The sequence below is a fragment of the Streptomyces sp. SudanB52_2052 genome, assembly GCF_964272415.1.
In the GTDB taxonomy this organism is placed as follows: domain Bacteria; phylum Actinomycetota; class Actinomycetes; order Streptomycetales; family Streptomycetaceae; genus Streptomyces; species Streptomyces olindensis.
In genome coordinates this window covers 5950323-5972499 of the sequence record NZ_OZ186796.1, presented here as the reverse complement: position 1 = coordinate 5972499, position 22177 = coordinate 5950323, and the positions used below count along the sequence as shown (strand labels likewise).

Genomic DNA, 22177 nt, shown 5'->3' with positions numbered 1-22177 from the left:
ATGACCGCGTGCCTGGCACAAACCTGACCCGCGAAGAGGCGCAGCAGCGGGCGAAGCTGCTCGCCGTTGACTCGTACGAGATCGAACTCGACCTCTCCGGCGCGCAGGAGGGAGGCACCTACCGGTCCGTGACCACGGTGCGCTTCGACGTCACGGCGGACAACGGCGCCGAGTCGTTCATCGACCTGGTCGCGCCGACCGTGCACGAGGTGACGCTGAACGGGGACTCGCTCGACCCCGCCGATGTCTTCGCGGACTCCCGGATCGCCCTGCCCGGCCTGCTCAAGGGCCGCAACATCCTCCGGGTGGTCGCCGACTGCGCGTACACCAACACCGGTGAGGGCCTGCACCGCTTCGTCGACCCGGTCGACGACCAGGCCTATCTCTACACGCAGTTCGAGGTGCCGGACGCCCGCCGGGTGTTCGCGAGCTTCGAGCAGCCGGACCTGAAGGCGACCTTCCAGTTCACCGTGAAGGCGCCCGAGGGCTGGACCGTCATCTCCAACTCGCCCACTCCCGAACCCCAGGACAGCGTCTGGGTCTTCGAGCCGACGCCGCGCATCTCCACGTACATCACGGCGCTCATCGTCGGCCCGTACCACTCGGTGCACAGCGTGTACGAGAAGGACGGCCAGTCCGTCCCGCTCGGCATCTACTGCCGGCCCTCCCTCGCCGAGTACCTGGACTCGGACGCCATCTTCGAGGTGACCCGGCAGGGCTTCGAGTGGTTCCAGGAGAAGTTCGACTACGCGTATCCGTTCAAGAAGTACGACCAGCTGTTCGTGCCGGAGTTCAACGCGGGCGCGATGGAGAACGCGGGCGCGGTGACCATCCGCGACCAGTACGTGTTCCGGTCGAAGGTGACGGACGCGGCGTACGAGGTGCGCGCCGAGACCATCCTGCACGAGCTGGCCCACATGTGGTTCGGCGACCTCGTGACCATGGAGTGGTGGAACGACCTGTGGCTGAACGAGTCGTTCGCCACCTACACGTCCATCGCCTGCCAGGCCGCCGCGCCCGGCTCGCGCTGGCCGCACTCGTGGACGACGTTCGCGAACTCCATGAAGACCTGGGCGTACCGGCAGGACCAGCTGCCCTCCACGCACCCGATCATGGCGGACATCCGCGACCTGGACGACGTGCTCGTCAACTTCGACGGCATCACGTACGCCAAGGGCGCCTCCGTGCTGAAGCAGCTCGTCGCCTATGTGGGCGAGGACGAGTTCTTCCGGGGCGTGCAGGCCTACTTCAAGGCGCACGCCTACGGCAACACGCGCCTGTCCGACCTGCTGGGCGCGCTGGAGGAGACCTCCGGCCGCGACCTGAAGACCTGGTCGGGGAAGTGGCTGGAGACGGCCGGCATCAACGTGCTGCGCCCGGAGATCGAGACGGACGCGAACGGCGTCGTCACCTCCTTCGCCATCCGCCAGGAGGCCCCGGCCCTGCCCGCCGGCGCCAAGGGCGAGCCGACGCTGCGCCCGCACCGCATCGCCGTCGGCGTGTACGAACTCGACGACGACAGCGGCAAGTTGCTGCGCGACGAGCGCATCGAGCTGGACGTCGACGGGGAACTGACCGCCGTCCCGCAGCTCGTCGGCAAGCGCCGCCCGGCCGTGATCCTGCTCAACGACGACGACCTGTCGTACGCGAAGGTCCGCCTGGACGAGCAGTCGCTGGCGTTCGTCACGGAGCACCTCGGCGACTTCGAGTCGTCCCTGCCCCGTGCCCTGTGCTGGGCGTCGGCCTGGGACATGACCCGCGACGCGGAGCTCGCGACCCGCGACTACCTCTCGCTGGTGCTGTCCGGCATCGGCAAGGAGTCCGACATCGGGGTCGTGCAGTCGCTCCAGCGCCAGGTGAAGCTGGCCATCGACCTGTACGCCGACCCGGCCGCCCGCGAGGCGCTGCTGGCCCGCTGGACCGACGCCACGCTGGCCCACCTGCGGTCGGCGGCGCCGGGCAGCGACCACCAGCTGGCGTGGGCGCGGGCGTTCGCCGCGACGGCCCGCACCCCCGAGCAGCTGGACCTGCTGGACGCGCTGCTGGACGGGTCGCAGACCATCGAGGGCCTGGTCGTCGACACGGAGCTGCGGTGGACGTTCGTGCAGCGGCTCGCGGCGGTCGGCCGGTTCGACGAGACGGAGATCGCGGGCGAGTACGACCGGGACCGCACGGCCGCCGGTGAGCGCCACGCGGCCACGGCCCGCGCGGCCCGGCCGACGCCGGAGGCCAAGGCGGAGGCGTGGGCGTCGGTGGTCGACTCCGACAAGCTGCCGAACGCCGTGCAGGAGGCGGTCATCGGGGGCTTCGTCCAGACCGACCAGCGCGAGCTGCTCGCCCCGTACGCGGACCGCTACTTCGAGGTGGTCAAGGACATCTGGGAGTCCCGCTCCCACGAGATGGCCCAGCAGATCGCGGTCGGCCTCTACCCGACCGTCCAGGTCTCCCAGGAGACGCTGGACAGGACGGACGCCTGGCTGGACTCCGCCGAGCCGAACGCGGCCCTGCGGCGCCTGGTCTCGGAGTCGCGGGCCGGTGTGGAGCGCGCGCTGCGGGCGCAGCGGGCGGACGCGGCGGCCGGGCAGTAGCCCGGCGGCTGTCACGACAGCGGTGGGGCGTCCGGCGGTGCCGGGCGCCCCTTCGTTTTCGCCTTCCGCGGCCGGAGACCGCTGTGGCCCTACCGCCGCAGTGCCTCGTCCGTGGCGCCCTTCGCGTCCGTCCGGGTGTTCCGCTCGGGGAAGCGGAGGGTGCGCGCCTTGCGCGGGGTGACGAACTGGCCCGCCACCGTCGCCCCGAGGGCCAGGCCCATGCCCACCAGCTGCACCGGGGTGAGCGCCTGCCCGAGCGCCGCCCAGCCGACCACGGCCGCGGTCAGCGGGGAGAGCGGGCCGAGGAAGGTGACTTGGGTGGCGGTGAGACGACCGATGCCGCGGAACCACAGCCAGTACGCGACCGCCGTGTTGGCGACGGCGAGGTAGAGGTAGCCGCCGACCGCCGGGCCGTCCAGGGCGGGCGGCGCGCCCTCGACCAGGAGGGCGAGGGGCGCGATGAGCAGGCCGCCCGCGGTGAGCTGCCAGCCGGTGAGGGCCAGCGGGCCGACGCCCTCGGGGCGTCCCCACCGCTGGGTGAGCACGGTGCCGGTCGACATCGACGCGGTGGAGGCGAGGGCCGCCAGCAGTCCCAGCGTGTCCAGCTGCCCGGCCGCCCGCAGCACGACCAGGCTGACGCCGAACGCGGCCGCGACGCCGGTGAGCAGCGTGCGCGCCGAGGGCCGCTGCCCGAGCAGCAGCGCCGAGAGGCCGGCCACGAACAGCGGACCGGCCGAGCCGACGACCGCCGCCAGACCGCCGGGCAGCCGGTACGCGGAGAGGAACAGCAGCGGGAAGAAGGCGCCGATGTTCAGCGCGCCCAGCACCGCCGCCTTCCACCACCAGGCGCCGCGCGGCAGCACCCGGGCGAGGGCGAGCAGCAGCAGACCGGCGGGCAGGGCCCGCACCAGGGCGGTGAACAGGGGGCGGTCGGCCGGGAGGAACTCGGTGGTGACCGCGTAGGTCGTGCCCCAGGAGACGGGTGCGAGAGCGGTGAGGGCGATGAGAGCGGGGCGGGACGCGGCCATGGGAAGCACCCTTCGAGTAGGTCAGCAGAAAGTAGCTTAGCGTTAAGCAACTTTCCGTCAAGCTACTTTCTTGCGGGTGACCGAGCGGCGGCCGATACTCGTGCCATGAGCGAACACCCGGAGCAGCGCAAGGACCCCGTCGACGCGATCATCGAGCAGTGGGCGAAGGTCCGGCCCGACCTGGACACCACCGCCATGGAGGTCTTCGGCCGGGTCAACCGGTTGTCGATCGCGATGGCGGACCGGGTGACGAAGGCGTACGCGGCGTTCGGGATCTCCCGCGGGGAGTTCGACGTCCTGGCCACCCTGCGCCGCTCCGGAGAGCCCTACACACTCTCGCCCCGGCAGCTCTCCGCCACGCTGATGCTCACCACGGGCGGCATGACGGGCCGCCTCGACAAGCTGGAGCGCGCGGGCCTGCTGCGCCGCTCCCCCGACCCGCACGACCGACGCGGCCTGCACGTCACCCTCACCGACAAGGGCCTGGCCCTGGTCGACGAGGCGGTCGGCGTGGGCCTCGCGGCGCAGACGGAGGCGCTGTCGGCCCTGGACGCCGAACAGGCCGGCCACCTGGCCGACCTGCTGCGCGAGCTGCTCCGGTCCACCGAGGGGTAGGGCGCCGACCGCGCCGCTTCACCGCAGGTGGGCGGCGAGCTCCCCCACGCGGGCGGCGAGCTCACCCCACGTGGGTGGCGAGGGCCGTCTCGATCGTCCGCTCGTCCGCCGATTCCGCCGCCCACGCCACATACCCGTCGGGCCGCACCAGCACGGTCGTCCGACGGCCGCTCGCCCAGCGCTCGACGGCCAGCCGGTCCTTGTACTCGGCTCGCGCCCCGGCCCCCTCCGGGGTGATCAGCACGAACCGGCCACCACGCAGGGCCTCGTGCAGACGCGTGCCGCCGGCCAGGGCGACGTCGGGTGCCCGCCGGCCGGTGAAGCGGTGGGAGCCCCGGGGCGCGGGGTAGCGGTAGCCGATGCCGGTGACCTGGCCGAGCGCCTTGCGCCGCACCGGGCCCACCGTGTCGATCACGGAGGCGACGGCCGTGCGCAGGGCGATCGTCCAGGGCCGCTTGGCCATGGCGGCCCGCACGATGCCGCCGCTGCTCAGCAGCACCGACCGGCCGACGGGGTGGCGCTCGGCCTGGTAGGTGTCGAGGAGGGCGTCGTCCGCGTGCCCCTGGAGGACGGCGGCCAGCTTCCAACTCAGGTTGGCGGCGTCCTGCAGGCCGGTGTTCATGCCCTGGGCACCGGCCGGGGTGTGGACGTGCGCCGCGTCCCCGGCGAGGAAGACCCGGCCCGCGCGGTAGGCCGGGGCCTGGCGTTCGTCGCTGTGGAAGCGGGACATCCAGCGGGGGTCGTGCATCCCGAAGTCCCGGCCGAGGGCACGCCGGGTGGTCGCCTTGATCTCGTCGAGGCCGACGGGCGCGTCGTCGGGGAGTTCACGGCCCCGGTCCCAGCAGATGACGCGGTGGTAGCCGTCGCCGAAGGGGACGAGGAAGGCGAAGGTGTCGCCGACGGCGTTGAAGGTGAGCAGTTCGCCGGGCTGTTCGGTGACCCGTACGTCCGCGAGCATGAGGGAGCGGATCACAGAGCGGCCGGGGAAGGGCAGCCCGACCGCGTTCCGCACGGTGCTGCGCATCCCGTCGGCGCCGACGACGTACGCCGCGCGCAGCGACTCCGTACCGCCCCCGGGCCCGCGGACCTCGACCGTCACGCCCTCGGCGTCCTGCGTCAGCCCGGTCACCTCGGTCTCGTGACGGAACCGCACCCCGGCCTCGGTCGCCCGCCGCTCCAGCACCTCCTCCACCTCGTACTGCGGGACGACCAGGATGTGGTTGAACCGGGAGGGCAGCGCGGACAGGTCGAGGGAGAGGCGGCCGTAGAGACGGAACCGGGCGAGCCGCCGGCCCACCCGCTCCAGTTCGTCGGCCATCCCCCGGGCGTCGAACTGCTCCAGGGTGCGGGCGTGCAGGACGAAGGCGCGGGAGAGGTTGCTGATCCGGTGCGGGCGCTTCTCGATGACGGTGACGGGGACTCCGGCGGTGGCGAGGTCGCCGGCGAGGAGCAGACCGGTGGGGCCGGAGCCGACGACGATCACGGAGCGGGCGGTGCCGTTCATCAGGGCCTCCCTGGGGCCAACGTGCGTTGGTCAACACGCGTGGGCCAACAGTTGGTTGCCGACGGTCGGCCGCTGACGCTTGGCGTCAACGCTCGATGGCCAACAACTGTTTGCCAACGCTCGTTGACCAACGTACGGCGCGCACCCAGTCGCGTCAACGGTTGTTGGCCTACGCGTGTTGGCCTAGGCTCGCCGGCATGCCCGACAGCACGTCACCCAGCAGCCCTCCCACCCCCGTCCCCGCCCCCTCCCCCTCGCACGCCCGACGCTCCGACGCCACCCGCGCCGCCATCCTCGACTCCGCCCGCGAGCGTTTCGCGGCCGACGGGTACGAGCGGGCCACCATCCGTGCCATCGCCCGGGACGCGAAGATCGACCCGTCGATGGTGATGCGCTACTTCGGCAGCAAGGAGGGCCTGTTCGCGGCGGCCGTCGCCGTCGACATCAGGCTGCCCGACCTGGGCACGCTGCCCCGGCAGGAGGTCGGCCGCGTCCTCGTGGCGCACTTCCTCGACCAATGGGAGGGGAACGAGGTGCTCACCGCCCTGCTCCGGGTCGGTGCCGGCAGCCAGGCCGGGGCCGAGCGCATGCAGGGCGTCTTCCGCGACCAGGTGATGCCCGTCGCCCGCCGGGTGTGTCCGGATCCCGAGCAGACCGCGACGCGCGCCGCGCTCACCGCAGCGCAGTTGCTGGGGCTCGCCCTCACCCGGTACGTCCTGCGGCTCCCGCCGGCCGTGGCGCTGCCCCGCGAGGAGATCGTGGCGTGGCTGGGGCCCACGGTGCAGCGCTATCTGACGGCCCCGCACCCGTAGGGCGAAAGACGAGGGCGAAAGACGACGGCGAAAGAGGAGAGCGCCGTCCGCGGCACACGTACGGCGGGATCGCGCGTACGTACGCTGCGAACGGCGCCCTCGGAAAGCCGTGCGGCGGCGGCCCGGGCGAAGTCCCGCGTCAGGCCTTGGCGTCGGCCTTGGCGTCGGCCTTGGTCCTGATGTTGGAGCTGGTCGGGTCCTTCTTCTTGTGCGACTTGTCGCCGATCATCACCAGTCCGGCGATGACCAGGTACAGCACGATCGGGGCCACGACGAAGAGGCCCAGCGTCTCGATGACGCTCAGGCCCGGGCCGGGGTCGTCACCGTCGTCGCGGGTGAGCGCGCTCGCGGGGGACGACATGAGCAGCATCATCAGCGTCGTACCGGCTGCCAGGGCGCCGGCGCGCAGGGCGTTCTTCTTGTCCACGGTGTCAAAGTATCCAACGCCGAGTGGGGACGCGCGTCCGGGGTGCCGTAAGAGCCCGGCGTCCGGTGCCGGCGTCCGGTATCGGCGTCAGGTGCCCGCGTCTCTGAGCACCTCCATCAGCGCGTGCAGCCGCGGTGAGGCGGCGAGGTCCTCCAGCGTCACCGGGCGCCCCTGCGCGTCGGCGATCGGCAGGCGCCAGTTCGGGTACTGGTCCCACGTCCCCGGGAGGTTCTGCGGGCGGCGGTCGCCGACGCCGTCCGGGAGCCAGACGCCGACCATGCGGGCCGGGGTGCGCAGCAGGAAGCGGTGGACGGCCTGGATCTCGGCCTCCTCCGAGGAGGTGTCGGTGCCGCCGCCGGTGCCGTGCAGCAGGCCGAGCTCGGAGAGCAGGGACAGCCACTCCGCCGTGTCGGCGGCAGCCTCGGCGCGTTCCGCCTCCAGCGGGCGGGTCAGCAGGCCGAGGCTGTCGCGGAGCTCGACGTGCTCGCCGGTGAGGCGGGCGGCGGTGGAGGGCAGGTCGTGGGTGGTGGCGGTGGCGAGGCAGTCGGCGCGCCAGCTCTCGGGCGGCAGGGGACGGCCGTCGCCCTCCCAGTCGCGTTCGAACCACAGCACGGACGTGCCGAGCACGCCGCGCTCGCGCAGTGCCTCGCGGACGCCGGGTTCGACGGTGCCTAGGTCCTCGCCGATGACCAGGGCCCCGGCCCGGGAGGCCTCCAGGACGAGGACGGCGAGCATGGCCTCGGCGTCGTAGCGGACGTAGGTGCCCTCGGTGGGCGGGTGGCCCTGGGGGACCCACCACAGTCGGAACAGGCCCATGACGTGGTCGATGCGCAGGGCTCCGGCGTAGCGGAACAGGGCGCGCAGCAGCTCGCGGAAGGGGGCGTAGCCGGATGCCGCGAGGCGGTCGGGGCGCCACGGGGGCAGGCCCCAGTCCTGGCCGCGGGCGTTGAAGGCGTCCGGTGGGGCGCCGACCGACATGCCGGCGGCGAAGTAGTCCTGCTGCGCCCAGGCGTCGGCGCCGCCGGGGTGGACGCCGACCGCGAGGTCGTGCACGATCCCGACCGGCATCCCGGCCTCGCGGCCGGCGCGCTGCGCGGCGGTCAGCTGGGTGTCGGTCAGCCATGCGAGCCGGGACCAGAAGTCGACGCGGTCCATGAGGCCGTTGCGGGCGCGGGTGGTGTCGGCCGAGCGCGGGTCGCGCAGGCCGGTCGGCCAGCGGTGCCAGTCGGAGCCGTGCACCTCGGCGAGCGCGCACCAGGTGGCGTGGTCCTCCAGGGCCTGGCCCTGCTCGGCGAGGAAGTCGCAGTAGGCGGCGCGTCTGCCGGGGCCGAGGGGGACCGCGCCGAGCAGTTCCAGCGCCTCCCGCTTCAGCTCCCACACGGCGTCCCGGTCGATCAGGGCGCCCTTCTCCAGGACGGCCGCACGCAGCCGGCCGGATCTCTCCAGCAGCGCGCGCAGCCGCTCGGGGTCCTCGACGTAGGCGGTCTCGGCGACGTCCTCGATCCGCAGGTGGACGGGGTCGGGGAAGCGGCGGGAGGAGGGGCGGTACGGGGAGGGGTCGGTGGGGGCGCCGGGCACGGCCGCGTGCAGCGGGTTGACCTGGACGAACCCGGCGCCGAGGGACCGGCCGGCCCAGCCGGCCAGCTCGGCGAGGTCGCCGAGGTCGCCCATGCCCCAGGAGCGGCGGGACAGCAGGGAGTAGAGCTGGACGAGGAGTCCGTACGAGCGTCCGGTGGGGGTGGGTAGGCGGGGCGGGGCGACGATGAGGTGGGCGTCCGCGGTGCGTCCGTCGGGGGCGGTGGCGGTCAGCCGGTGGACGCCGGGCGGGAGTTGGTCGGTGGAGCCGCGCGTCTCGCCCTGCTCGGTCTCGATGCGCAGCCGGCTGCCCTCGGGGAGTGCGGCGAGGGCGGCCGGGGGGCTGCCGCCCCAGCCGACCACGGTCGGCGGCAGCAGCCTCTCGGCCTGTTCCCGCTCGCGGGCGGCGAGCGCGGCGCGGACGGCGCCGGGCGTGCTCGCGTCCACGCCGAGGGCGGCCAGGGTCAGGGTGACCGCGGTGGCCGAGGCCGCGACCGTGCGGTCCGGGGACGGGCTGTAGGAAGTGGCCACGCCGTGCAGGGCGGCGAGGCGGGACAGGTCCTCGGAGGGCGCGTCGGCCGGCCGGGGTGCGGTCATCTAGGGCCTCGTGAAGTCCGGGACGAAGGCCGGGGGCTCGCTGGTCAGGGGGGCGGCTTCGGCGAGCGGCGGCTCGCTGGTGAGGGGCTCGGCGTCGGGCAGCGGGGGCTCGCTGGTCAGCGGGGGTTCGGTGCAGGTGCTCTCGGAGCTGAAGACGCAGTAGTGGGGGTCGTCGTAGTGGGGGTCGTCTAGGTCGGCGGACGGGTCCGCCACGGGTTTGGACGGGGCCGGGAGCGGAAGGAAAGTCATCGCAGCCACGGGGGCCTCCTTGTCTGGTACGGCATTCGACGGGTTATCGCAGCCCTACCCAGTCGACGCGAAGGCAGACGCCCCAGGCCGAACATCGTGCTTCTGCTCACATCCCGCTCCCCTCCACTCTGACCATATTCCGTCAAATCCGGTCAGAGCGGCCACTCTCGTTGACACTCTCACCGGCCGGGTGGTGGGCTCGTTCTGCCGGTCGAACACCTGTGGAGGGGGCCTGTGGGACTGCGGCGTGGGAAGCGTGCGGCGGCCCTGGCGGTCGCGGTCGTCGCCGGCAGCCTCGGCGCCCCGCCCGCCGCCGTGGCGGCCCCGCCGCCTCCCGGTGCGACCACCGCGCCGACGTCCGACACGGCCGGGGCGGGCCTCTCCGTGTGGCCGCGCCCGCAGTCCCTGCGCGCGAACGGCGCCCCCGTCGCGGTGCCGGACGAGGTGGCGCTGATCAGCGACGGGCGAGCCGACCGCCCTGCCGTCGAGGCCCTGCGCGAGCTGCTGCGGCAGGCCGGGGCACGCCGGATCACGGACTCCGCCGGGCCCGGGGCCCTGGTCGTGCGCGCGCGGACCGAGCCCGTCCGGCGGGGCGACCGCCACGCCCTGCCCGCCGGGGGATACGAGCTGTCCGTGGGTCCGGGCGGCGTCAGCCTCACCGGCACCGGCGAGGACGGGCTGTTCCACGCCGTGCAGACGCTGCGGCAGCTGCTGCGTCCCGACGGCGGTTTCACGGCGGCCGTCGTACGCGACTGGCCGGGCACCGCCGTACGCGGCATCACCGAGGGTTTCTACGGCACCGCGTGGACGCACCGGCAGCGGCTGGCGCAGCTGGACTTCATGGGGCGCACCAAGCAGAACCGCTACCTGTACGCCCCCGGCGACGACCTGTACCGGCAGGCCCGCTGGCGCGAGCCGTACCCGGCGGAGCAGCGGGCCGGGTTCCGGGGGCTGGCCGAGCGGGCGCGCCGCAACCACGTCACGCTCGGCTGGGCGGTGGCCCCGGGGCAGGCGATGTGCTTCGCGTCGGACGCCGACGTGCGGGCGCTGACGCGGAAGCTGGACGCGATGTGGGCGCTGGGGTTCCGGGCCTTCCAGCTCCAGTTCCAGGACGTCAGCTACAGCGAGTGGCACTGCGAGGCGGACGCCGAGCGGTTCGGCTCCGGTCCCGAGGCGGCGGCGCGGGCGCAGGCCCGGGTGGCGAACGCGGTGGCCCGGCACCTGGCGGAACGGCATCCCGGGGCGGCCGGGCTGTCCCTGATGCCGACCGAGTACTACGAGGACGGCACGACCGACTACCGGCGGGCGATGGCGGGCGCGCTGGCCGAGGGGGTCGAGGTGGCGTGGACGGGCGTCGGGGTGGTGCCCCGCACGATCACGGGCCGTGAACTGGCCGCCGCGCGGGAGGCGTTCCGGCACCCGCTGGTCACGATGGACAACTACCCGGTCAACGACTACGAGCCGGACCGCATCTTCCTCGGCCCCTACCAGGGCCGTGAGCCGGCCGTCGCGACCGGCTCTGCCGCCCTGCTCGCCAACGCCATGCAGCAGCCCGAGGCGTCCCGCATCCCGCTGTTCACCGCCGCGGACTTCGCCTGGAACCCGCGCGGCTACCGGCCGGGCGAGTCCTGGCGGGCCGCGATCGCCGACCTCGCGGGCGGGGACCGGCGCCGCGAGCAGGCCCTGGCCGCGCTCGCCGGCAACGACGCGTCGTCGGTGCTGGACGAGGAGGAGTCGGCGTATCTGCGGCCGTTGACCGAGGCGTACTGGCGTGCGCGTACGGCGGGCGGCACCGGCGGCGACGACGCCGCCGCGCGCCGGCTGCGCGAGGCCTTCACAGTGCTGCGCGAGCTGCCCCGGCGGCTGTCGGGCACGGGCCTCGCCAGGGAGGTCGGCCCCTGGGCGGAGCAGCTGGCGCGGTACGGCGAGGCGGGCACGACCGCGCTCGACATGCTGGACGCGCAGCGCGCCGGGGACGCGGCGGCGGCCTGGACGGCGTACCGCGGGCTCGGCGGCCTGCGGGCCCGGCTGGAGTCGGCCCGGGTCGAGGTCGGCGGGGACGTGCTGGACCCGTTCCTGCGGCGGGCGCAGAAGTCGTACGCCGCCTGGGCGGGCATCGACCACGAGCCGCCCCGCGATCCCGGCGACGGCCGCACCCTGCGCTTCCCGCACCCCCGCCCCCTGACCGCCGTGACGGTCCTGACCGACCCCGGCACAAAGGGCACCGCCGAGGTCCACGTACCCGGCCGGGGCTGGCGGACCGTCGGCCGCCTGTCCGCCTCCGGCGCGAGCGAGCTTCCCCTCCGCGACGAGACCCGCCGAGGCCCCGGCCCGGAGGTGACGGGACCGGACGCGGGCGAGCAGCCCGTGCCCGGGCGGGACCGGCGGGGTGTCGGCGGGGCCGCCGGATCCGCCACGAGCGACGACCCCGCACCGGGGAACGCCGGGCGGGAGCCCGCGACGGCGACCGGCCCGGACGCGGGCGCGCGGCCCGTGCCGGGGCGGGACCGGCCCGGTGCCGGTCGGGTCGCCGGGTCCGGTCTGAGCGGCGAGCCCGGCCGGGCCGCGGCCGGACCGGGCAACGCCGGGCGGGCGGCGGGCGGGGGGGTCGTGGACGCCGTGCGGGTCGTCGGGGTGGCCCCGTCGCGTGTGCGTCATCTCGTGCCGTGGTTCGGGGACTCCCCGGCGGCCTCCCTGGAGCTGGCGCGCGACCGTGTGGACGCCGAGCCCGGGCGGGTCCGGCGGCTGACGGCCGGGCTCGGCTCGCTGCGTCCCGCCGACGCCCGCGGCAGGCTCACCGTCGAGGCGCCCGAGGGCGTCCGCGTCCGGGTGCCGGGCACCGAGCTGACCGTGCCCCGCGGCACGACCGTGGAGGTCCCCGTCGAGGTGACCGTGGAGCGCGGCACGCCGATGCGGTCGTACGACGTCCGGCTGCGCTTCGCGGACGCGACCCGCACGCTCACCGTGCGCGCCTTCCCGCCCACCGGCGGCCCCGACCTGGCCCGCACCGGCACCGCCCGCTCCTCGGGCGACGAGACGCCCGACTTCCCGGCGTCGGCGGCGAACGACGGCGACCCGGACACCCGCTGGTCCTCCCCGGTCGACGACGGCGCCTGGTGGCAGGTCGAGCTGCCCCGCCCGACGCGCCTCGGACGCGTCGTGCTGCGCTGGCAGGACGCCCACCCCTCGGCCTACCGCGTCCAGGTCTCGCCGGACGGCCGCCGCTGGCGTACGGCGGCCGCCGTACGGGACGGCCGGGGCGGTCGGGAGAGCGTCCGCATGGACGAGCCGGACGTGCGCTTCGTACGGGTGCAGGGCGAGAAGCGGGCCACGCCGTACGGCTATTCGCTGTGGTCGGCGGAGGCCTACGCCGTCACGGAGTGAACGCGGCGAGACCCGTCGGCGATTTTCTTCCGCGCCCACTATTCACTCAGTACATGTACTGAGTACATAATGATCGGCATGAGCACCCGCCACATCCTGCTGGGCCTGCTCGCCACGGGTCCGAGCCACGGCTACGACCTCAAGCGACGCCACGACGAACGCTTCCCGCAGGCCCGCCCGCTGGCCTACGGGCAGGTCTACACGACCCTGCAACGCCTCGTCCGGGACGGCCTCGCCGAGGTCGAGGGCACCGACTCGGACGGCGGCCCGGAGCGGACGATGTACCGCGCGACGGAGAAGGGGACGAGCGAGCTGGCCCGCTGGGCCGCCGAGATCGCCCCGCCCGCGCCCTTCGTGACGAACGAGATCTTCGCCAAGGTCGTCGTGGCGATCCTCGGGGGCGGCGCCCCGGCCGCGTACCTGAGTGCCCAGCGCGCCGCCCACATGGAGCGGATGCGGGAGCTCACGGCGGTCAAGGCCGCCCAGAGCGCCGACCTGGCGACCGTGCTCTCGGCGGACTACGCCCTCAACCACCTCGACGCCGACCTCCGCTGGATGAACACCACAGCGGCCCGGCTCGCCACCCTGACCGCGGAGGTCGACGCAGCATGAGCAGACCCGTGCCCGTTCTCACGGCCAGTGGCCTCGTCAAGGCGCACGGCAGGACAACCGCCCTGCGCGGCGCGTCGATCGAACTGGGCGCGGGCGAGATCCTCGCCGTGACCGGCCCGAGCGGCAGCGGGAAGTCGACGCTCCTGCACTGCCTGGCCGGGATCGTCCGCCCGGACGACGGCTCGGTGACGTACGACGGCCGACGCCTGGAGGACCTGCCCGAGAAGCGGCTGAGCGAGCTGCGCCGCACCGAGTTCGGCGTGGTGTTCCAGTTCGGGCAGCTCATCCCCGAGCTGACGGCCCTGGACAACGTCGCCCTGCCGCTGCTGCTGGCCGGCACCGGCCGGGCCGGGGCCCGGGAGCGGGCCGGTGAGTGGCTGGAGCGGTTCGGGGTGCGGGGCCAGCGGGACCTGCGGCCGGGCGAGATGAGCGGCGGCCAGGCCCAGCGGGCCGCACTGGCCCGGGCCCTGGTCACCGGCCCGCGGGTCGTCTTCGCCGACGAGCCGACGGGTGCGCTGGACTCCCTGGCGAGCGAGCAGGTCATGACGGCCCTGGTGCACACGGCCCGCGAGGCGGGCACGGCGGTCCTGCTGATCACCCACGACGCGCAGGTGGCGGCGTACGCGGACCGCGAGGTCCAGCTGCGGGACGGCGCCGTCGCGCAGCTGGGGGTGACGGCATGAGCTCCCTGCGTTCCGACCTGCGCCTGGCCTGGGAACTCACCCGTGGTTCCGATCGCGGGGAGTGGTGGCGGGTCGCGCTGACCGCGACGGGCGCCGCGCTCGCGACCGGCTTCGCGCTGGCCGCCGTCGCCCTGGCCGCGCTGCGGGGCAGCTACCGGGTGCCCGTCGCCGCGGGCCTGCTCGACGAGCCCGGCACGCGCGCCGGCGTGATCGTCGGCCTGCTGCTCCTGCTCGTGCCCGTGCTGGGCTTCCTCGGCCAGTGCGCCCGGATCGGCGCCGTGCACCGCGACCGGCGGCTGGCCGGACTGCGGCTGGCCGGGGCGACACCCTGGCAGGTGCGGCGGATCGCCGCGCTGGAGACCGGCCTGGCCTGCCTGCTGGGCTCGGCGGTCGCCACCGCCCTGTCGCTGCTGCTCCTGCTGCGCCAGTGGGACCGGCCGACCGCCCTGGCCTGGGTGGGGATCGCCCTGGTCGCCGGCGCCGTACCGCTGCTGGGCGCGGCGGCGGGCGCCCTGGCGCTGCGCCGGGTCGTGGCCTCCCCGCTCGGCTGGGTGCGCCGGGTCGGGCCGCGCGACGGCCGGGGGCCCGGGCTGCTCTTCCTGGCCGGGGTCCTGCTCGTCGCGGTGGTGGCGCTGCTGACCGTCACCACCACGTCCACGGCCGCCCCCAACCGGCCGAACGGCGAGCCGCCGCTGCAGCTGATGGGCGTGGTCCTCGCGGTCGGCGCGGGCGCGGTGTGGCTCTCCGGGGCCACCGCGAAGGCGACCGGGCGGATCCTCGCGGCCCGGGCCCGGTCGGCGGCGACGCTGATCGCGGCGGAACGGCTGCGCGACGACCCCTGGTCGGCCGCCCGCACCCATGCGGCGGTGCTGCTGGTGACGGTCGTGGGGACCGGCTTCATGGGCATCCGGCAGGTGCTGAGCGACGTGGTGCGGACCGAGCGGAACCTCGCCGAGAGCGCGTCCTACTACACCACCGGCCTCGACCTCACCGGCGCCGCCATCGTCGTCGCCTTCGCGATCACCCTTTCCGGGCTCGCCGTCGGCACCGCCGAGTCCCTGGCCACCCGCCGCCGGGGACTGGCCGCGCAGGCCGCCGCCGGGGTGCCGCGCACGGTGCTCGGCCGCGCCCTGCTGCTGGAGACGGCGCTGCCGCTGGCCCCCGCGGTGCTGCTCGCGGGCCTGGGAGGGACGGCCATCGGCACCTGGTACGCCCTGCTCGGCGACCGGCCGGTGCCCTGGGCGATCACCCTGGTGCCCGTCGCCGTCTACGCCGCCTGCCTGCTGGCCGCGGCCACCTCACTCCCCCTGCTGCGCCGCTCGCTGCGCCCGGGGGAGCTGCGGTACGCGTGAGCGCCCTCCCATGACAGGCCGGCCCGGGGGAACGGGGGTTCCCCGGGCCGGTCGGCCGCACGCGGCAAGACGAAGGCCCGGATCGTCGTCAGGCGGAAATGCCGTCGATCCGGGCCAAGGCGTCGTCCGCGCCGTACGGCTGCAAGTACGGCAGCCAGCGCGGGTCCCTATGGCCGGTCCCGATGATGCGCCAGGCCAGGCCGGTGGGCGGAGCGGGTTTGTGGCGCAGCCGCCAGCCGATCTCGAAGAGGTGACGGTCGGCCTTCACGTGGTTGCAGCGGCGGCAGGACGCCACCACGTTGTCCCAGACGTGCTTGCCCCCGCGGCTGCGCGGGATGACGTGGTCGACGCTGGTTGCGACGCCACCGCAGTACATGCACCGGCCCCCGTCGCGGGCGAACAGCGCCCGGCGGGTCAGAGGAACGGGCCCCCGATAGGGAACCCGGACGAATCGCTTGAGCCGGACCACGCTGGGTGCGGGGACTGTGACGGTCGCGCTGTGCAGATAGGCGCCGGACTCCTCGAGGCAGACGGCCTTGTTCTCGAGGACGAGGACGAGCGCGCGGCGGAGCGGTACGACACCTAGCGGCTCGTACGACGCGTTGAGGACCAGGACATGCGGCACGGATGCCTCCTTGGACGCCGGCGGCGCGTGGCTCGCGCCGGGACGATTCGTAGTCAGTCTCCCCTCATGCCTGGTGGAAGCGCCACCATGTCCCCGTAACGGGCTGGGAGTGTTTTCGACCACATCTGATTCATCCCCCGGATCATGGCCTGTTCAAGCCCAGGTGAGCACGGTCTCTCCTTCACACATTCCGAGGGAGCACACACAATGCCCCGTTAGTGTGGTGGTTCTGCCCTTTCGGTGACCCAACCGTGACCTTGACCCCCCAGGACCACCGCACCGGGGCAGACCGCTGCACCTGGAGGTACCTGCCGTGTCCTTGTCCGTTGCGGACGCCGTCCTGCTGGCCGCCGGCCCGTCACCGTCGCCGACCCCGTCGGATACCCAGTCCCCGAGAGTGCCCTCGCTCCAGGACGCGCAGGAGAGTGCGACGAACGCCGCCGGCTGGGTCGAGCAGAACTGGTCGACCTGGCTCGCGATCGGTCTCCAGGTCCTGCTGGTCCTGGTGATAGCGGCGGTGCTGAGGGTCGCGGTACGGCGGGCGATCACCAAGCTCATAGACCGGATGAGCCGCACCGCGCAGAGCTCGGACGGCAGCCCGCTGGGCGGACTCCTGGTCAATGTCGAGCGGCGCCGTCAGCGCTCGCAGGCGATCGGCTCGGTGCTGCGCTCGGTGGCCAGCTTCCTCATCATGGGCACCGCGGCGCTGATGATCCTCTCCGCGTTCAACATCAACCTCGCCCCGCTGCTGGCCTCCGCCGGTGTCGCGGGCGTGGCGATCGGTTTCGGCGCCCGCAACCTGGTCACGGACTTCCTCTCCGGCGTCTTCATGATCCTTGAGGACCAGTACGGCGTCGGTGACACGATCGACGCGGGCGTCGCCTCCGGCGAGGTCATCGAGGTGGGCCTGCGCGTGACCAAGCTGCGCGGCGACAACGGCGAGATCTGGTACGTCCGCAACGGCGAGGTCAAGCGCATCGGCAACCTCTCGCAGGGCTGGGCGACGGCCAACGTGGACGTCACGGTCGCCGCCACCGAGGACCTGGACAAGGTCAAATCCACGCTGGACGAGGTCGCGGAGAAGATGGGCGCCGAGGAGCCCTGGAACGAGCTGCTGTGGGGCCCGATCGAGGTCCTGGGCCTCGACAGCGTCCTGCTGGACTCCATGGTCGTGCGCCTCTCGGCCAAGACGATGCCGGGCAAGTCCCTGACGGTGGAGCGCGAGCTGCGCTGGCGCGTCAAGCGGGCCTTCGACGCGGCGGACATCCGGATCGTCGGCGGCGCCACGGCCCCGGTGGAGGAGGAGCCCGCCGACCCGACGGCGGGGATGGCGGCCCCGTCGGTGTACGCGAACACGGCGTCCCCGCAGTCGGCGGCGGCGTCCCCGCTCACGCCTCCCGCGCCGACGAGCACCACGAAGTAGCGACTGCCCGGAGGGCGGCACCCTGCAGATCCGGGTGCCGCCCTCTTCGCATGCCCGGAGGACGGCATGCCCGGAGGAGGACGACATGCCCGGAAAGCTATGGGCCGCCCCTCTCTTGACGGCCGTGCGGCGACGGGCTTACTTTCCTCCCCACCGATAGGAAACTTTCCTAACAGTGCACCCAAAGTCATGCACGATGGACTTCCGTCACGGGTCACTGAGAAGCTGAGCAGCCGAGAGGCAGGTGTGGACACGCATGGCAGGAACCGCCGGCACGCCGGGCACCCCGCGCGTCCTGCGCGCCATGAACGACCGGGCCGCCCTCGACCTGCTCCTGGAACACGGCCGGCTGTCCCGCACCCGCATCGGCAAGCTCACCGGCCTGTCCAAGCCGACCGCGTCCCAGCTCCTGGCCCGCCTGGAGGCGGCCGGACTCGTCCTGGCCACCGGCACCACCGAAGGCCGGCCGGGCCCGAACGCCCAGCTGTACGAGGTCAACCCGGCGGCCGGTCACGCCGCGGGACTCGACGTCACCCCCGAACGGATCCTGGCCGCGGTCGCCGACATCACCGGCCGCACGGTCGGCCACTTCGAACTGCCCACCCCCGGCAGGCGCACCGGCACCCCGGTCGTCCAGCAGGTCACCGACGCCCTGGACGGCGCGGTGAAGGCGGCGGGCCTCGCCCGGGACGACGTCCACCGCCTGGTCATCGGCACCCCCGGCGCCTTCGACCCCACCACGGGCCGCTTGCGCTACGCCTCCCACCTGCCCGGCTGGCACTCCCCCACGCTGCTGGACGAACTCGCCGCAGCCCTGCCGATGCCGTTCGAGTACGAGAACGACGTCAACCTGGTCGCGCTCGCCGAACAGCGCCTGGGCGCGGCCCGCGGGCACGCGGACTTCGTCCTGCTGTGGAACCAGGAGGGCCTCGGGGCCGCCCTGGTCCTCGGCGGCCGGCTGCACCGCGGCTGGACCGGCGGCGCCGGCGAGGTCGGCTTCCTGCCGGTGCCGGGCACACCCCTGGTCCGCCAGGTCACCAAGGCCAACAGCGGCGGCTACCAGGAGCTGGCCGGTTCCCAGGCCGTCCCGCGCCTGGCCCGCGAACTGGGCATCGAGGACATCCCCGAGGGCCCGTACGCCGAGGCCGCCGCACAGCTGGTGGCCCGGGCGGCGCAGGCCGACGACGACGCCCACCGCCGTCTCCTGCGGACCTACGCGACCCGGCTCGCCACTGGTCTGGCCTCCCTTGTCTCGGTCCTCGACCCCGAGCTCGTCGTCCTGAGCGGCACGGCCCTCACCTCGGGCGGCGAGGAGCTGCGCGCTCTCGTCCAGGCCGAGCTGGAGGAGCTGGCCGCGTCCCGCCCGCGCCTGGTCGTGGGCGACGTCCGTGAACACCCCGTGCTGCGCGGCGCGCTGGAGAGCGCGCTCGCGACCACGCGCGACGAGGTCTTCGACACCTCCCGCTGACTCCCCCCTCTCCGGTATTTCCCTCTTCCCCCGTGCCTCAGGGAGCTCTGCCATGCCCGGAACATCCCGTAAGGCGGCAATCATCCTTGCCGCCTCCGCCTCCTTCGCCTTCCTCGCCACGGCGTGCACCGGCCAGTCGGACGCCGGTGCGAGCGACGACGCCTCCCAGGAGACGACCCTCAACTTCTGGCACGCCTGGAGCGCGCCCTCGGAGGTGAAGGCCGTCCAGGACCTCGTCGCCGGCTTCGAGAAGGCGCACCCCAACATCCAGGTCAAGGTCGTCGGCAACATGACGGACGACAAGATCAACCAGGCCCTGCGCGCCGGTGGCGCCAAGGCCCCGGACGTGATCTCGTCCTTCACCACGAACAGCGTCGGGAAGTTCTGCTCCTCCGGCGCCCTGGTGGACCTCAACCCGTTCTTCGAGAAGTCGGGCATCGACCCGGCGAAGACCTTTCCGAAGGCGATGAACGAGTACACCCAGTTCGACGGGAACCGCTGCGCGGTCCCCCTCCTCGGCGACGCCTACGGCCTCTACTACAACAAGACGGCGTTCCAGAAGGCCGGCATCACCGCCCCGCCCAGGACCTGGTCGGAATTCGAGAAGGTCGCGAAGAAGCTCACGATCCCCCGGGGCGACACCTTCGAGCAGCTCGGCTTCATGCCGAACTACCACGGCTGGGAAACGACCACCGAGCACTACCTGGGCCAGTTCTCCCCCACGTACTTCGACGCGAACGGCAAGTCGAACGTGGCCGAGGACCCCGCCTTCGAAAAGGCCTTCACGGTCCAGAAGAAGCTGGTCGACGGACTCGGCGGCTACCGCAAGCTGGAGACCTACCGCTCCAAGCTCGGTGACGAATGGGGCCCCAAGCACCCCTTCCACACCGGCCAGGTCGCCATGCAGCTCGACGGCGAGTGGCGCCTGGGCATGGCCCTGGCCGCCAAGCCGAAGTTCGACATCGGCGTGGCCCCGCTGCCCGTCCCCGACGACCAGGCCGACCAGTACGGCAAGGGCTACATCACCGGCACCATCGCCGGCATCGCCGCGACCAGCACGAAGCAGAACGCGGCCTGGGAGCTGGTGAAGTACATGACGACGAACACGGACGCGGTGGTGAACTTCTCCAACGCGATCCACAACGTGCCCTCGACCCTGGAAGCCCTGAAGTCCCCGAAGCTGAAGTACGACCCGCGTTTCAAGACGTTCCTGGAGATCGCCGCGAACCCGAACTCCACCACCGCCCCCGCCTCCGTCAACGGCGGCGTCTACCTCACCACGATCCAGCAGTTCGGCTACGACTACGAAAGCGGCAAGGTCACCGATCTGAAGAAGGGCCTGAGGGACACCGCCCGGCAGATCGACACGGACATCGCACAGGCGAAGTGAGCGATGAGCACCTCCGCCCTGCGCGCGAAACACCGCCGCTCGACCCTGCGCACGCTCGCCTTCCTCTCCCCCTGGCTGATCGGTTTCACGGTCTTCTTCGCCTACCCCCTGATCTCCACCGTCTACTTCTCCTTCATGCGGTACGACGGCTTCCGGCCGCCGGCCTGGACGGGCACGAAGAACTGGACGTACGTCTTCACGCACTACCCCTTCTTCTGGCCCGCCCTGCGCAACACGCTGTGGCTGGTCGTCATCATGGTCACGCTCCGGGTCGCCTTCGGCCTGGGCGTGGGCCTGCTGATCACCAGGATCAGAACGGCCACGGGCGTCTTCCGCACCCTCTTCTACCTGCCGTACCTGGCCCCGCCCGTGGCGGCCACGATGGCGTTCGCCTTCCTCCTCAACCCCGGCACGGGCCCGGTCAACTCGATCCTCGAGAAGACCGGGCTCCCCGCCCCCGGCTGGTTCAACGACCCCACCTGGTCGAAACCCGCTCTGACCCTGCTGGCCCTGTGGGGCATCGGCGACCTGATGGTCATCTTCATGGCGGCCCTGCTCGACGTGCCCAAGGAGCAGTACGAGGCGGCGGAACTGGACGGCACGACCCCCTGGCAGCGCTTCCGCTACGTGACCCTGCCGAACATCTCCCCGATCATCATGTTCGCCGTCGTCACCGGCGTGATCCAGACCATGCAGTACTACACGCAGCCGCTGATCGCCGGGAAGGTCGCGTCGGGCGTGATCCAGGGCGCGGGCACGCAGTTCGAGCCGGGCTACCCGGACAAGTCCACCCTCACCCTCCCCCAACTCGTCTACAACCTGGGCTTCCAGCGCTTCGACTACGGCTCCGCCTGCGTGGTCGCCCTGGTCCTCTTCGCCCTCTCCATGGCCTTCACGGCACTCCTGATGCGCCGCAGGGGCGGCCTGATCCAGGCAGGTGAACGATGACGCAACTCCTGGAGAAGCCAGTGGAGTCGAAGGCGCCGCACTCTCCCGCGGCCCGCACGGCCCACCGCCGGGCGTTCCTGGAGTGGATCGCGATCCACTCCCTGGGCGTCGCGGCAGCCCTCTTCTTCACCCTCCCGTTCCTCTTCGTCCTGCTGACCTCGCTCATGAGCGACAGCCAGGCGCTCAGCCGCGACCTGATCCCGCACACCTGGGAATGGGACAACTACCGGAGGGTCTTCGACACCCCGGGCTTCCTCACCTGGTGGCGGAACACCCTGTTCTACGCGGTCCTGGGCACGGCGCTCACGGTGATCTCCTCGATCCCGGTGGCCTATGCCCTGGCGAAGTTCCGCTTCCGGGGCCGCAACCTGGCCCTGATGCTGGTCATCTCGATGATGATGCTGCCGCCGCAGGTGGTCATCATCCCGATGTACCTGTTCTGGGCGAAGCAGCTGGACCTGTCCGGCACGCTCTGGCCGCTGATCATCCCCATGGCGTTCGGCGACGCGTTCTCGATCTTCCTGCTGCGCCAGTTCCTCACGACGATCCCCGACGAGTACCTGGACGCGGCCAGGGTGGACGGCTGCGGCGACCTGCGCACCCTCCTGAAGGTCGTCCTCCCGATGGCGAAACCGGGCATGGCGGCGGTGGCGCTCTTCCAGTTCTTCTACGCCTGGAACGACTACTTCGGCCCTCAGATCTACGCCTCGGAGAACCCGGGCGCCTGGACCCTCTCCTACGGCCTGGAGTCCTTCAAGGGCGCCCACCACACCGACTGGAACCTCACCATGGCCGCCACCGTGCTGGTGATGGCCCCCGTGATCCTCGTGTTCTTCTTCGCCCAGAAGGCGTTTGTAGAGGGTGTCACGCTCACCGGAGTAAAGGGTTAGGAACGCT

The 22177-nt window shown here is 72.9% G+C and carries 18 protein-coding genes; 12 read left to right on the top strand and 6 right to left on the bottom strand.

All coding sequences use genetic code 11. The annotated features are described in order from the left end of the window. Positions 1–8 precede the first annotated feature (8 nt). Positions 9–2588, top strand: a complete 2580-nt coding sequence (pepN, locus tag ACSUPV_RS26725) for an aminopeptidase N (protein WP_436948714.1) — start codon at positions 9–11, stop codon at positions 2586–2588. Between the two features lie 89 nt (positions 2589–2677). Here pepN and ACSUPV_RS26720 read toward each other — a convergent pair whose 3' ends face one another. Beyond that, complete coding sequence (locus tag ACSUPV_RS26720; RefSeq protein ID WP_037769731.1) at positions 2678–3616, bottom strand: EamA family transporter; 939 nt, start codon at positions 3614–3616, stop codon at positions 2678–2680. Positions 3617–3721: 105 nt separating this feature from the next. Here ACSUPV_RS26720 and ACSUPV_RS26715 point away from each other — a divergent pair, with 105 nt between their 5' ends. Then, on the top strand, positions 3722–4231 hold the full coding sequence (locus ACSUPV_RS26715; protein ID WP_436948713.1) for a MarR family winged helix-turn-helix transcriptional regulator: 510 nt from the start codon (positions 3722–3724) through the stop codon (positions 4229–4231). A gap of 61 nt (positions 4232–4292) precedes the next feature. Here ACSUPV_RS26715 and ACSUPV_RS26710 read toward each other — a convergent pair whose 3' ends face one another. Then, on the bottom strand, positions 4293–5735 hold the full coding sequence (locus tag ACSUPV_RS26710) for an FAD-dependent monooxygenase (RefSeq protein WP_436948711.1): 1443 nt from the start codon (positions 5733–5735) through the stop codon (positions 4293–4295). A gap of 197 nt (positions 5736–5932) precedes the next feature. Here ACSUPV_RS26710 and ACSUPV_RS26705 point away from each other — a divergent pair, with 197 nt between their 5' ends. After that, on the top strand, positions 5933–6547 hold the full coding sequence (locus tag ACSUPV_RS26705) for a TetR family transcriptional regulator (RefSeq protein ID WP_031120793.1): 615 nt from the start codon (positions 5933–5935) through the stop codon (positions 6545–6547). Between the two features lie 139 nt (positions 6548–6686). On the opposite strand, the gene ACSUPV_RS26700 is transcribed toward ACSUPV_RS26705, so the two are convergent. From ACSUPV_RS26700 to ACSUPV_RS26690, 3 genes are all read right to left on the bottom strand, one after another. Continuing rightward, positions 6687–6974 carry a hypothetical protein gene (locus tag ACSUPV_RS26700; protein ID WP_436948710.1) on the bottom strand — a complete coding sequence of 96 codons (288 nt, stop codon included), beginning with the start codon at positions 6972–6974 and terminating at the stop codon, positions 6687–6689. 87 nt (positions 6975–7061) lie between these two features. Further along, entirely contained in the window at positions 7062–9146 is a 2085-nt protein-coding gene (malQ, locus tag ACSUPV_RS26695) for a 4-alpha-glucanotransferase (RefSeq protein WP_037769738.1), read from the bottom strand. Then, a complete protein-coding gene (locus ACSUPV_RS26690) occupies positions 9147–9404 on the bottom strand; it encodes a hypothetical protein (RefSeq protein ID WP_031120797.1) in 258 nt (85 codons plus the stop codon). 225 nt (positions 9405–9629) lie between these two features. Between ACSUPV_RS26690 and ACSUPV_RS26685 the strand changes: the two genes are divergently transcribed. From ACSUPV_RS26685 to ACSUPV_RS26670, 4 genes are all read left to right on the top strand, one after another. After that, a complete protein-coding gene (locus ACSUPV_RS26685) occupies positions 9630–12779 on the top strand; it encodes a beta-N-acetylglucosaminidase domain-containing protein (protein WP_436948709.1) in 3150 nt (1049 codons plus the stop codon). Positions 12780–12857: 78 nt separating this feature from the next. Continuing rightward, positions 12858–13391, top strand: a complete 534-nt coding sequence (locus ACSUPV_RS26680; protein ID WP_436948707.1) for a PadR family transcriptional regulator — start codon at positions 12858–12860, stop codon at positions 13389–13391. Then, on the top strand, positions 13388–14074 hold the full coding sequence (locus ACSUPV_RS26675) for an ABC transporter ATP-binding protein (protein WP_031120801.1): 687 nt from the start codon (positions 13388–13390) through the stop codon (positions 14072–14074). Before ACSUPV_RS26680 ends, ACSUPV_RS26675 begins: the two co-directional genes overlap by 4 nt. Next, positions 14071–15426 (top strand): FtsX-like permease family protein, encoded by a 1356-nt coding sequence (locus ACSUPV_RS26670; RefSeq protein WP_436948706.1) that lies wholly within the window; start codon positions 14071–14073, stop codon positions 15424–15426. The genes ACSUPV_RS26675 and ACSUPV_RS26670 overlap by 4 nt, the downstream gene beginning before the upstream one ends. A gap of 88 nt (positions 15427–15514) precedes the next feature. Here the strand turns inward: ACSUPV_RS26670 and ACSUPV_RS26665 are convergent, their stop codons facing one another. Next, positions 15515–16051 carry an HNH endonuclease gene (locus ACSUPV_RS26665; protein ID WP_019760491.1) on the bottom strand — a complete coding sequence of 179 codons (537 nt, stop codon included), beginning with the start codon at positions 16049–16051 and terminating at the stop codon, positions 15515–15517. A gap of 313 nt (positions 16052–16364) precedes the next feature. On the opposite strand from ACSUPV_RS26665, the gene ACSUPV_RS26660 reads away from it, so the two are divergent. From ACSUPV_RS26660 to ACSUPV_RS26640, 5 genes are all read left to right on the top strand, one after another. After that, positions 16365–17474, top strand: a complete 1110-nt coding sequence (locus ACSUPV_RS26660; protein WP_037767618.1) for a mechanosensitive ion channel family protein — start codon at positions 16365–16367, stop codon at positions 17472–17474. 256 nt (positions 17475–17730) lie between these two features. Then, complete coding sequence (locus ACSUPV_RS26655; protein ID WP_359794962.1) at positions 17731–18942, top strand: ROK family transcriptional regulator; 1212 nt, start codon at positions 17731–17733, stop codon at positions 18940–18942. 52 nt (positions 18943–18994) lie between these two features. Next, positions 18995–20332, top strand: a complete 1338-nt coding sequence (locus ACSUPV_RS26650) for an ABC transporter substrate-binding protein (protein ID WP_436948705.1) — start codon at positions 18995–18997, stop codon at positions 20330–20332. Positions 20333–20335: 3 nt separating this feature from the next. Continuing rightward, positions 20336–21280 carry a carbohydrate ABC transporter permease gene (locus ACSUPV_RS26645; RefSeq protein ID WP_031120806.1) on the top strand — a complete coding sequence of 315 codons (945 nt, stop codon included), beginning with the start codon at positions 20336–20338 and terminating at the stop codon, positions 21278–21280. Further along, positions 21277–22170, top strand: a complete 894-nt coding sequence (locus ACSUPV_RS26640) for a carbohydrate ABC transporter permease (protein WP_436948704.1) — start codon at positions 21277–21279, stop codon at positions 22168–22170. The genes ACSUPV_RS26645 and ACSUPV_RS26640 overlap by 4 nt, the downstream gene beginning before the upstream one ends. Positions 22171–22177 lie beyond the last annotated feature (7 nt).

What these genes read in the sequence shown, in the direction of transcription:
- malQ (WP_037769738.1), bottom strand. Translation starts at nt 9,146, where the DNA reads ATGACCGCACCCCGGCCGGCCGACGCGCCCTCCGAGGACCTGTCCCGC.
- ACSUPV_RS26705 (WP_031120793.1), top strand. Translation starts at nt 5,933, where the DNA reads ATGCCCGACAGCACGTCACCCAGCAGCCCTCCCACCCCCGTCCCCGCC.
- ACSUPV_RS26650 (WP_436948705.1), top strand. Translation starts at nt 18,995, where the DNA reads ATGCCCGGAACATCCCGTAAGGCGGCAATCATCCTTGCCGCCTCCGCC.
- ACSUPV_RS26645 (WP_031120806.1), top strand. Translation starts at nt 20,336, where the DNA reads ATGAGCACCTCCGCCCTGCGCGCGAAACACCGCCGCTCGACCCTGCGC.
- ACSUPV_RS26675 (WP_031120801.1), top strand. Translation starts at nt 13,388, where the DNA reads ATGAGCAGACCCGTGCCCGTTCTCACGGCCAGTGGCCTCGTCAAGGCG.
- ACSUPV_RS26640 (WP_436948704.1), top strand. Translation starts at nt 21,277, where the DNA reads ATGACGCAACTCCTGGAGAAGCCAGTGGAGTCGAAGGCGCCGCACTCT.
- ACSUPV_RS26670 (WP_436948706.1), top strand. Translation starts at nt 14,071, where the DNA reads ATGAGCTCCCTGCGTTCCGACCTGCGCCTGGCCTGGGAACTCACCCGT.
- ACSUPV_RS26710 (WP_436948711.1), bottom strand. Translation starts at nt 5,735, where the DNA reads ATGAACGGCACCGCCCGCTCCGTGATCGTCGTCGGCTCCGGCCCCACC.
- ACSUPV_RS26720 (WP_037769731.1), bottom strand. Translation starts at nt 3,616, where the DNA reads ATGGCCGCGTCCCGCCCCGCTCTCATCGCCCTCACCGCTCTCGCACCC.
- ACSUPV_RS26715 (WP_436948713.1), top strand. Translation starts at nt 3,722, where the DNA reads ATGAGCGAACACCCGGAGCAGCGCAAGGACCCCGTCGACGCGATCATC.
- ACSUPV_RS26655 (WP_359794962.1), top strand. Translation starts at nt 17,731, where the DNA reads ATGGCAGGAACCGCCGGCACGCCGGGCACCCCGCGCGTCCTGCGCGCC.
- ACSUPV_RS26680 (WP_436948707.1), top strand. Translation starts at nt 12,858, where the DNA reads ATGAGCACCCGCCACATCCTGCTGGGCCTGCTCGCCACGGGTCCGAGC.